This is a genomic window from Acinetobacter sp. YH12108 (assembly GCF_013419055.1).
Taxonomy (GTDB): Bacteria; Pseudomonadota; Gammaproteobacteria; order Pseudomonadales; family Moraxellaceae; genus Acinetobacter.
This window is the reverse complement of the sequence record NZ_VPAW01000028.1, coordinates 35,542-45,399: the sequence shown is the minus strand read 5'-3', so window position 1 is coordinate 45,399 and position 9,858 is coordinate 35,542. Positions and strand designations below refer to the sequence as shown.

The window sequence follows — 9,858 nt, the reverse complement described above, 5'->3', positions numbered from 1 at the left end:
GATGAGCACGTACATGAGAGCCATCAATAAAAATCCACTCCATATCGGGGCATGAGGCTAGTAATTTGAATAATCTAAGTAACTTACCGCTGCTTGACCAACGATTAAAACGTTTGAAAATAGAGTTGGAATGACCAAAACAAGAAGGAATATCTCGCCACGGACAGCCTGTTCTAATTCTATAGAGAATAGCTTCAATAAAATTGCGTAAATTTGAGTTGTGGTGAATGGATAAATTACGCAGAATAACTTTCAACTTTTGCCAGGGTTGATCTGTCAGCATGGTACGAGGCATAGCGAATAGTAAAATTGGGTTTGGCGATTTGATTTTACTACTTCGCTATTTTTTTAAACTAAAAGTGTCAACACACCCTAAGCATATTCAAGCGTAAAAAACCTTTAGCACCAGCTACATTAGAGCGAATTGTGAGGGGGATTTTAAAATATATCGTTCACAACCCAAAACCTTACATCGTGGACAATGTGGCGCCAATTCTTACTGAGTGTGCCAATGGTTCAAGTCGTAGATCCATGCCAATAAATGAGCCATTACGTACAATTACAGCAGAAACAAAAGGCGGTACACATGCGCTATACGTGTGTCACCTATCTAAAATGAAAAAGGGGTGCACTGGCCAAGAGCTATCAGAACCATTTCACACGTTAACGACCGTGAATCAGTTTGCGGAAGTACGTGCGCTACTTTTGAAATTTACCGGGCAATTCAACTTTAAGAATGACTTGTTTGAACGTTTCGGCTTAATCGAAATCAATAATGAACATTATTATATTGAAGACATTGGTTTTAGGATGATTCAACCATTTGAGTTGTATAAGGCTCAGGGCTTTCCAAGCAATTACATCTTTACTCATGGTGTAGATGAAAATAACCAAAAAATTAAGCTGACGAAAACTGAGCAATACAGAATGGTAGGTAACTCAGTACCTCCAGATCTATCCCATGCACTTGTCAAAGCAAACTTTAAACATGAAATGAAATATCAAATTGCATCGTAAAAAAAACCTAGCATTGATTGGTCAATGCTAGGTGGGTATAAGACTTTTCAGGGGCTCTTATATTGCAAATGCTAACTGTGCTACTGGTGGCTTTAACATGCCCATTGATGTTAATACATCAGTGTATGTACGTACAGACCAGGTATTCGTTGATATATCAAAATAGATACAACTAAAAATAGTTTTGTACTCAGCGTACAGGGTAATCAAGTCAAAGCTATCGATATTGGCATTTTCAACCCGTTCGCTATATGTTGTACTGTAAGAGACACGCGTTAGATCTTCAGGTGCAAAATAGACAATACGTGCTTTGTCGCCGTGTCGTTCGTGGTTGTATTTGATCGTATTACACTTTGATAATCTCTCAATGTAACGGTCAAAAGATGCAGAATTTTGAACCTCTTTGTAGAGTATTTCCGCTGCATGGTAAATAAAGCAGTTGCTTAACCCAATGCCGTGCGAACTAAGGACTTTTTCTCCATCTGTTTTAAACATCGTGTAGCGTAGATACATCTTGAATACTCCAGGTTTTAAGCAATGAGCTTGATGTATTCATTTTAAAGACTGTTTGGGCTTTAAAATTTTTTCAAAAAAAAACCTAGCTAGGCTAGGTCAAAAGGGTAGAAGTTAATTAAATAACCTGAAGATCCAAAGTCCTAATGCTAAAAATGCTTCTTCCAGCACTTCAATCTTGGTTGTGTATTCAAGTGAATATAGATGTCCAACTTCAGTAACACTCAGTTTCATACGATTAGATAGGTCCAAGTCACTCACATTTAATTTGATCAGTGCATTAAACAAATAAATTAACGAAAAAAAGTTTTTTGATAAAGTTTTTGTGGCTAATAGATTTAATATAATTATCTAATTGGTTAGGTTATAAAAGGTAAAAATTTTGTCTAAATCTGATAATGACAACCCGTGTAAAACCAAAGAGAAACCGTTTTGGAACCATGTCAATACAGATGACTACGAAGAAGAAAACGAATATAAACACCAAGCGCCATCGTTCTTTAAGTATTTATTCAATATGTGCAGAAGCTGGCTAATAGTCATTATCGAAGTGCATATTCTTATTGGTTTTATTCTACTGGTTTTGTACATGTGGAAAGGCGTTTTAGTTTTTAATTAATAACGCTGTTTTTGAACAAACCCAATTCATGAATCTGAAAGCAGTTTGCCGTAGATATTTAACATTCAACGCTATTAAATGCTCAATCTGTTTATGCGATGAATTCCCTCTAAACCATCTGCATATACAAGTGAGTCGGTTCCTGATCTCTGGCCATGGTCTGACCAGGCCTGGAAACCAAAATCACCGCGTCAAAATTTAGTACGCGCAACAGCCTTATATCACTTGAGTTTTTCTAAGATCTAAGTCAATTTTGAACTTCCAATACGACCAGTAGGCAAGTGGCATGCCTACTGGTTTTTATTTTTTGATTGATCATCAGACATGCAAGAAATAGAATTGGTATATATATTCTTTCACCGGTCTTGAGATGTCAGAAAAATCAGAAATACCGCTTAAAGCTGGTGATTTAGTTGAAATTGAAGCTCTTGCTCCTGGTGCACCTAAACGCATTCCAGTGGCGTTAGAGCTGCTGTCGGCTGGATTTGCATCACCAGCACAAGATTTTATTGAAAAGTCGGTCGATCTCAACGAAATGCTGATCACCAATGAGTACTCTACGTTTATTGGTAAAGTAGGCTCTCGTTCCATGCTAAATGCCGGTATAGATATTAACGATAAGCTCATAATCGATAGAAGCTTAGACGCCAAGCATCTAGATATTATTGTTGCTCAGCTAGAAACAGACTTTACCGTTAAGCGGTTGATGATCACCAAGCAAATGTCAGCTGGTGAAATTAATGAAATTTTTGGTCCAGATGCAAAATCTATCCCTCCAGTTTGGCTTAAAGCAGAAAACCAAGAGCACTCACATATTTTTCTAAAACCTGAACAGGAATTGATTGTGTGGGGCGTAGTGACTTACATCATTAAAGACGCACGAAAATGACAAACCGGGTATTTATTCATGTTGATATAAATTCGGCATATTGTTCGATGGAAGCATTTTGGAACCCTAAGTTAAAGGGTAAACCATGCGTTGTCTTAAGCTCTAATGATGGAACAATCATCGCGAGAAGCGCTGAAGCTAAACTCTTAAAAATCCCGATGGGTGCGCCACTCTTTAAGGTCCAAGACATCATCAATAAACATAACGTTCATGTGCTATCGAGCAATTTTGCGCTATATGGCGAAATGTCACGCCGTTTTCATGGAATATTATCTGGTTTTGTAGATCCAAGCTGTTACAGCATTTACAGCATTGATGAAGGCTTTATAGAATTTACTCAATTTACTAAAAACTTTGATGCTACTGAAATGGCACGGGAGATTCGGCATCAAGTATATAAGTTTATTGGCTTAACAACGTGCGTGGGTGTTGGTAGAACACTGACTGAAAGTAAAATGGCCAACAACCTTGCCAAAAAGAATCCAGAATTAAATGGAATCTGTAATTTAGTGACAATGAGCCTGGTAGATGTCGAAAGCTACTATCAAAGCATGCCAGTTGATGAAATATGGGGTGTAGGGCGAAAGTACGCTAAAAAGCTTAATGACATGGGGATTTTAAGTGTGCTGGATCTTGCAACATCCAACCCGAATCGAATGCGTGAACTCTTCAATGTGAATATGCAAAGTACGATTTTAGAATTGCTTGGCCAGCCATGCTTTGAATTTGAAAGTTCACCTAAGGCGAAACAACAGATTGTCTCGAGCAAATCTTTCGGCCAGAAAATTACTGAGCTCTCAATTCTTCAAGAAGCCGTCAGCAAATATACCCATAATGCATTCAATCGGCTTGTTGCTGAACACCAGCTATGCGGATCTCTGATTGTTTTCTTGCAATCCAACCCATTTGACCAGTCAAAACCGTATTACAGCAAGTCGTTAACATACACGTTTACCCAACCTACAAACAATTTGATGCAACTGGTTAAAGCTGCCACATCACTGATTGATAAATTGTACAAAGAGGGGATAGAGTTTAAGAAATGTGGCGTGATGTTGTGTGAATTGATAAAAGAAGAACATCGCACGATCGGCCTACTAACTGACGTAGAGCAGCTTGAAAAAGAGCAAGCGTTAATGACGGCGTTTCAAAACATTCAAAGTAAGTTTGGCAAGGCTAAAATTGCTGCTGGATCATGTAATCTGAAAAATAGAGATTGGGAACCTAAGTCAGAACGTCAAAGCCGTAACTATTTTAGTGAGGCTGGTATGATTGTCTTCAATTGATTCATTTGAGGGAATTTGTTGGCAATGACGGGGATGGTCAGACTCGAACTGGCATTCAAGGAATCAAACCTTTGCCTTAAAGAGATTGATCAAATCTCAAAATCAATTGGCTACACCCTCGGAAATATAAGAAATTAAGATTGCTGATAGCTTCTTGGTGATTCAGCTGGTGTACCATCATCATATCGCCAAAATAAGAAGCTTCCACTCCATTCGACTTCACCTGAAGCATAGTCACGGATCTTATCGCTCCAGCGGATAGGTTTAATTTCATGGTCTAAGAATTCATCCCACACAATAAACGCCGTGCCATCTTTGTTTGGGATTTGGTCCTCTATGAAGAACCAGGGTGACTTCACATCAACAGAACAGCGTTTTGTCATTTTGTCTCTCTCACTCTTTTGAGTCGTATGCATATTCATATAAGCCTCAAATCAATTGAAAAGATCCTGGAAACTGTTTTGAACGTCAGATCGTGCGATCGGCGCTGTTTCTTGTTGCACAACTTCATCAATCAAATAAGCAACAGGACTTACAGATTGGCTTTTTGTGAAAGTCGGTGCACCAGCTTCAGCGATAAACTTCTCGCTAATCGGTTTTTTGATTTCTAAGCGATACACACGGCGCAGCTTGTTTAAGCAATCAGACATTGAGCCATCGCCAATACCGTGACGGGCTTTCTTGTTATCACGAGTCTTAAACGTGAAGTATGGAAAATGTTTGGCCATGACTGCAGTAATGTCTTTACCAACCAAGTAAATGTGGCTGTGTGTTTCGTAGAAGTGGGTAAATGACGTCTCTACGTGATAAGCAGCCAACAAGCTTTTTGCTTGAGGGTCAGTGATAACCGATTTAACTTGGTTAATCATTTTTTTGGCAATTGTTTTGTTATTCATGATGAACACCCTATAAATTTGATTAATTAGATTGAGTTAATGCAAGTTGCGTAAAAATACGTTTTAGGCACACTTTACATGTAACAAGGTGCGGTACCGTGTCCACGGTAACTTCACCTACTTTCATTTTGAATTCTTTCTTTGCTTCATCTGCAGGGAATAAGCCTCCAGCTGAGCACAAGTACTGGTTTTTCTCACGAACCAATTTAGATCCTGAGTAGTCTTCATCAAAAACCAAGTGAGTCACTGTATTTGATTTTTCACCATCGCCCCATGATCCAGCTGACAAGCCTGACATTACAATTTTTACACCAGTGAACCATTTGAACGGTAAAGCACTGAAGTTTTTCTTCTGATCGATAGCATCAAAGATCGGTTTAGCTTGTTGCAGCGCATTGAATAATTCAAACAATGCAGTAATTTTTTTCTTAGCATCCTGTTCAGCCTGGTTCCACTTGGTTTGCGCCTCATACTCAGCACGGGTATACCAGACCACTTGCCCATTTTTTGCATATAGCCAAAGTTTTTTACCAGTCATGAGATGGTTCACCATCGCATCGGGCATATCAAACATGAGGTTGTTAAATGACATAACTTTGTCATTCAGGTTGATAAAAGACTTTTTATCTTCAGGTAGTAGCACCGGCACTAACGTAGAGCGTACTAATGCTTCGTAGTTGTCAGTAGACATGCTAGAACGTGGGAAACTATGACCTGTAAACACTGGCTTAAGATAAGGGTTGTATGGCAACTCAGTTGCTAAAACCTTGGTGGACCATTCTTCCCACAAATTGAACTTTTTAGCTTGTTCAACCATATGGTGCAGATCTGCAGTAGAAATTCTAACTGATGGCATTGAAGGGTTATTTACGGATTCTGGCGCACGAGTTACACGAACAAGTTCTATAACTTCATGCGCTTCAATTGGACCATATTTGCGATCAAGGTTTTTGTTCAGTAATTCATTAATAGAAACCATTTCAACTCCAAGTTTTAAGCTTTCTGCTTCAATATGTTTATTTTAAGATAGAACCTAACCCAAAAACTTTTTTAAAATTATTTATTATTGTTTTACTGGTCCTTGCTGCGACTTTTAACAGATAGCAGCTAAAAATAGTAATGAGGATGCTATTAGAATGATGGAAGCAATTAACGAACCATACAAATAAGCATTGATCCTGGTGCGCCAGATCTAGCGCTGGCCACAACCAAATTTCTAAACCTTTTTTTAATCAACTAAAAAAACATCGAATGCGGTTTTCAACTGCCAAAAAGTGAAGCAATAGACATGCTTCACTGGTTGTTGTTATTAAGCTTCAGTCAATTCATTAATATCTAGGATATGAACGCCGTTTGATGTCAGTAGCCAACATGGGAGGGTATGTGCTTCAGTGACTTGAAGTATGAGGCTGTTAAGAGTGTCACTAGATTTTTTGCAGTAAAGGCAATCAGGTTCAGGATTGCTACCATCATCATCAATCAATGGCGTGTCAGCAATTAAGCGGTATGAAGCATACTTAATGATGTCAATATCATCGGCATTGATTGGCTCTTTTGAGCTTAGGAGTACTTGCTCTAAGCTGAATGCTTCAGGTTCAATCCATTTAACCTTGCTGGTGTTTTCAATCTGGTAACTTAACTGAGTGCCATCAGCAAAAAACACGACAAATTGACCATCTTCAATGTGCTGTACTTTAAAATTGCATGGAATGGTGAATGTGTTGTAGTAATTCATGGGGTTTCTCCAAGTTGTAGGCGTTGAGCCTAAGTTGATTAATCGTTTAAAACAGATTCGATAAAAGAGAGTATTTCAGCTTTAAGAGATGCTGAAATGGTTGCAGTATTTAACTGGCTTAAATACATATCAGCTTTGTCTTTTATTTCTTTTGACGTTGCGGTTTTACGAATTAAAACTAATGTATTCCACATATTAAAAGCCCTTAAGGATAGTGATTAAATCTATATTCATTATACAAAGCGCAATAGCTGTTTAATTTTTCTTAAAATTTAAAATTTAAAAATTCAAAACCTTTTTAATCAATTAAAAAACATCGAATGCGTTTTAAAAAATGCCCAAAAGAAAAGGGATAAGGGTTTACGCTTATCCCTGTTTGGGTTTTAGATATGGCAATCAACAATCGTGATTATATAGTCGCTTGGAAAGCTCTTCAGCAATGCTTGGTTTTTGGATTCCCAATTTTCCTCTTTGTATAAGTCTTCTCCAAACAATCCACATTCTGAACCTGTCCAATCTCCGATTTCTGCATCAGTGGTAGCATCTAAGAAACAGTACGTACCGAATGGGTTTGCTGATTTTTTAGCTAGGAATTCTTCACGGCTCACCAAAAATTCATCAAATTCATGTCCGAATATGCCAAACAGGTTATCCGTATCACTGGCTTTCATTAATAAGATTGCATCTTGGTTATGATAGAAATTACGCTTATCGTTCACTGATTCGATTGATTCATCAGACCAAACATCAGCCCATGACCGCCAAGTACGTGAAGCATCACCGATACACTTCTCAAAATAGTCATAAACACGGTTAGCTTCGGTTTTTAAGCGGTTGATTTCGGTTTCAAAATCTAGCTCACCAATCGGACAGCTATCCACTTTTCGTCCATCAAGACGCAACAGCATGTTTTTCCAACGTCCTCCGATTTCATACCAATCGTATTTCGGATTCGGGTTGGTGGTGGTGAAGTAATCGACCACTTTACCGTCAGCATCAAGCTCTATCCATTCTGTCCAACTTTCATCAGGTTTTTCACCTGTCAAAACAGTCGGCGTAACTTTTTCGTTATACCAGTTAATGAACTGTTGAAGCTCAAACACTTCAGTACATGGCACATCTTTTTGATGCCATTGAATGAACATGCCTAAATCACGAATGCGACTTGAGTACGTACCATCATCGTTTTTGACCTGTACCACTGATAAATGTTTACCGCCGTTCGGGAAGTCAGCAAAAATATCACCTTTGTTGTTTTTGATGGCATCAAGCTCGAAGTCTGTTGCATCACGCACGAAACGAGGGTCGTCAAGAAACGCATAGCGTTCTTCACCATCATCTATGATAGGCTTTGAGTTTTTCATCAAAGTGATTTCTGTCGATTCGTATTGGTCTTTAATTTCGTCCAATGATGATTCTGAAATGCAATATTTGTTTTTAATGCCTGAGCATTCAAATTCGTAAAATGGTTCTAGGGCATCTACAACATCACCATCAGGGGTGGTAACTACTGCAACTGTGAAATGTGACATTTTAAAATCTCCAAGTTTTGAGCCGTGTGCTCTACATCTGAGATTCCATAATAGTTATTAAGTGGCGTTTATAATTTTTTCCTTAAAATATTAATGAAGCTGAATTTAACAACGGTAGTGGTTCAGTAATTAAAATATTTTAATCAATTAAAATCACCGTATACGTTGAATAAAACTAATATCAATTATTTATATTTAATTAAATAAAATAAGGCTCACATATTAAAATAACCTGATTACATAGATCTATATCAAAAAAAGATGGCAATAATTAATAGTTGCCATGGCAGAGTAAAACTTGAAGTGCGACATAAACCACCTAATTAATTTAAAGGGTTTATGGAGTATATAAAATTGTCATACCATCATCTTAACTTTGAAGATCGTACTGCATTAATGCTTGAGTCAAGAAAAGAAGGCTTTTCAGCCAGAAAATTTGCTGAACTTATTAAAAGACATCCTAGTACGATCTATCGTGAGCTTAAAAGAAATAGCATCAATGACGTTTATCAAGCTCAATATGCTTCTGATAACACTTTTGCTAGACGTAGACGTGGTCACAGAAAACTCAAAATCGATTCAATCCTCTGGAAATTTATTGTTGAAGCGATCCGTTGTTTATGGTCTCCTCAGCAAATAGCAAAGCGTTTAAAGACATTTCCTGATTTGGATCAAACAATGAATGTAAGCCATACAACGATTTATTCAACGATACGAGCATTACCCAAGGGTGAGTTGAAAAAAGACTTATTATCCTGTCTACGTCATGAAAATAAAAAGCGAAAAGCTAACGGTGAACCTAAAAAAGATTCTATATTACAGGATATTAAAACTATTCATGAGCGCCCAGCCGAAGTTCAAGAAAGAAAAATACCGGGTCATTGGGAAGCTGATTTAATTAAAGGTAAAGACAATAAAAGTTCGATAGCAACACTTATTGAACGAAATACACGGCTCTGTATCTTGGCAACATTACCTGATGCAAAGGCAGAATCAGTGCGCAAGGCTTTAACTGAAGCTCTGAAATATTTACCTGCAGAACTGCGTAAAACGTTGACCTATGACCGTGGACGTGAGATGTCAGAACATAAAATACTCGAAGAAGATTTAGGCATAGATGTATATTTCTGTGACCCACATTCACCCTGGCAAAAAGGCACATGCGAAAATATGAATGGTTTAATTAGGCAATATTTACCTAAAGGGATTGATTTAAATCAGGCAGATCAGCATTATTTAAATCAAGTTGCCATGTCACTGAATACTCGTCCTAGAAAGGCGTTAGATTGGCTTACACCATTAGAGAAATTTGCTCAGCTTGTTGATTATCATATGGCTTTTGAAACTGTCGCACCTCATGTTTGAATTCGC

At 37.8% G+C, this 9,858-nt stretch carries 12 protein-coding genes; 4 read left to right on the top strand and 8 right to left on the bottom strand.

The features are described 5' to 3' along the window. A partial coding sequence (locus tag FTU46_RS14505) for a transposase (RefSeq protein ID WP_180087618.1) occupies positions 1–295 on the bottom strand: 295 nt, incomplete at its 3' end. A 131-nt stretch (positions 296–426) separates the two neighbouring features. On the opposite strand from FTU46_RS14505, the gene FTU46_RS16775 reads away from it, so the two are divergent. Next, positions 427–1,017: a DNA cytosine methyltransferase gene (locus FTU46_RS16775; protein WP_227504911.1), complete on the top strand. Its 591-nt coding sequence runs from the start codon at positions 427–429 to the stop codon at positions 1,015–1,017. Positions 1,018–1,074: 57 nt separating this feature from the next. On the opposite strand, the gene FTU46_RS14495 is transcribed toward FTU46_RS16775, so the two are convergent. Further along, on the bottom strand, positions 1,075–1,530 hold the full coding sequence (locus FTU46_RS14495) for a hypothetical protein (protein WP_033917523.1): 456 nt from the start codon (positions 1,528–1,530) through the stop codon (positions 1,075–1,077). Between the two features lie 989 nt (positions 1,531–2,519). Between FTU46_RS14495 and umuD the strand changes: the two genes are divergently transcribed. Further along, a complete protein-coding gene (gene umuD, locus FTU46_RS14490) occupies positions 2,520–3,038 on the top strand; it encodes a translesion error-prone DNA polymerase V autoproteolytic subunit (protein ID WP_033917549.1) in 519 nt (172 codons plus the stop codon). Next, positions 3,035–4,324 carry a Y-family DNA polymerase gene (locus FTU46_RS14485; protein WP_038350012.1) on the top strand — a complete coding sequence of 430 codons (1,290 nt, stop codon included), beginning with the start codon at positions 3,035–3,037 and terminating at the stop codon, positions 4,322–4,324. Before umuD ends, FTU46_RS14485 begins: the two co-directional genes overlap by 4 nt. 134 nt (positions 4,325–4,458) lie before the next feature. Here FTU46_RS14485 and FTU46_RS14480 read toward each other — a convergent pair whose 3' ends face one another. From FTU46_RS14480 to FTU46_RS14455, 6 genes are all read right to left on the bottom strand, one after another. Further along, on the bottom strand, positions 4,459–4,707 hold the full coding sequence (locus tag FTU46_RS14480) for a hypothetical protein (RefSeq protein WP_033917550.1): 249 nt from the start codon (positions 4,705–4,707) through the stop codon (positions 4,459–4,461). 51 nt (positions 4,708–4,758) lie between these two features. After that, positions 4,759–5,220, bottom strand: a complete 462-nt coding sequence (locus tag FTU46_RS14475; protein WP_046127872.1) for a hypothetical protein — start codon at positions 5,218–5,220, stop codon at positions 4,759–4,761. Positions 5,221–5,242: 22 nt separating this feature from the next. After that, positions 5,243–6,199 carry a hypothetical protein gene (locus FTU46_RS16770; protein ID WP_228160841.1) on the bottom strand — a complete coding sequence of 319 codons (957 nt, stop codon included), beginning with the start codon at positions 6,197–6,199 and terminating at the stop codon, positions 5,243–5,245. Positions 6,200–6,529: 330 nt separating this feature from the next. After that, positions 6,530–6,955, bottom strand: a complete 426-nt coding sequence (locus tag FTU46_RS14465; RefSeq protein ID WP_024160768.1) for a hypothetical protein — start codon at positions 6,953–6,955, stop codon at positions 6,530–6,532. 38 nt (positions 6,956–6,993) lie between these two features. Beyond that, positions 6,994–7,149 carry a hypothetical protein gene (locus FTU46_RS14460; RefSeq protein ID WP_005006030.1) on the bottom strand — a complete coding sequence of 52 codons (156 nt, stop codon included), beginning with the start codon at positions 7,147–7,149 and terminating at the stop codon, positions 6,994–6,996. 189 nt (positions 7,150–7,338) lie between these two features. Further along, positions 7,339–8,487 carry a hypothetical protein gene (locus FTU46_RS14455; protein ID WP_024160769.1) on the bottom strand — a complete coding sequence of 383 codons (1,149 nt, stop codon included), beginning with the start codon at positions 8,485–8,487 and terminating at the stop codon, positions 7,339–7,341. Positions 8,488–8,883: 396 nt separating this feature from the next. On the opposite strand from FTU46_RS14455, the gene FTU46_RS14450 reads away from it, so the two are divergent. Further along, complete coding sequence (locus tag FTU46_RS14450; protein ID WP_012308653.1) at positions 8,884–9,852, top strand: IS30 family transposase; 969 nt, start codon at positions 8,884–8,886, stop codon at positions 9,850–9,852. Positions 9,853–9,858: the final 6 nt, after the last annotated feature.

Bases quoted from the DNA above. Each gene is read 5' to 3' on its own strand.
- FTU46_RS14485 (WP_038350012.1), top strand. From the start codon at position 3,035: ATGACAAACCGGGTATTTATTCATGTTGATATAAATTCGGCATATTGT.
- FTU46_RS14450 (WP_012308653.1), top strand. From the start codon at position 8,884: ATGCTTGAGTCAAGAAAAGAAGGCTTTTCAGCCAGAAAATTTGCTGAA.
- FTU46_RS14475 (WP_046127872.1), bottom strand. From the start codon at position 5,220: ATGAATAACAAAACAATTGCCAAAAAAATGATTAACCAAGTTAAATCG.
- FTU46_RS14495 (WP_033917523.1), bottom strand. From the start codon at position 1,530: ATGTATCTACGCTACACGATGTTTAAAACAGATGGAGAAAAAGTCCTT.
- FTU46_RS14465 (WP_024160768.1), bottom strand. From the start codon at position 6,955: ATGAATTACTACAACACATTCACCATTCCATGCAATTTTAAAGTACAG.
- FTU46_RS16770 (WP_228160841.1), bottom strand. From the start codon at position 6,199: ATGGTTTCTATTAATGAATTACTGAACAAAAACCTTGATCGCAAATAT.
- FTU46_RS14460 (WP_005006030.1), bottom strand. From the start codon at position 7,149: ATGTGGAATACATTAGTTTTAATTCGTAAAACCGCAACGTCAAAAGAA.
- FTU46_RS14480 (WP_033917550.1), bottom strand. From the start codon at position 4,707: ATGACAAAACGCTGTTCTGTTGATGTGAAGTCACCCTGGTTCTTCATA.
- umuD (WP_033917549.1), top strand. From the start codon at position 2,520: ATGTCAGAAAAATCAGAAATACCGCTTAAAGCTGGTGATTTAGTTGAA.
- FTU46_RS14455 (WP_024160769.1), bottom strand. From the start codon at position 8,487: ATGTCACATTTCACAGTTGCAGTAGTTACCACCCCTGATGGTGATGTT.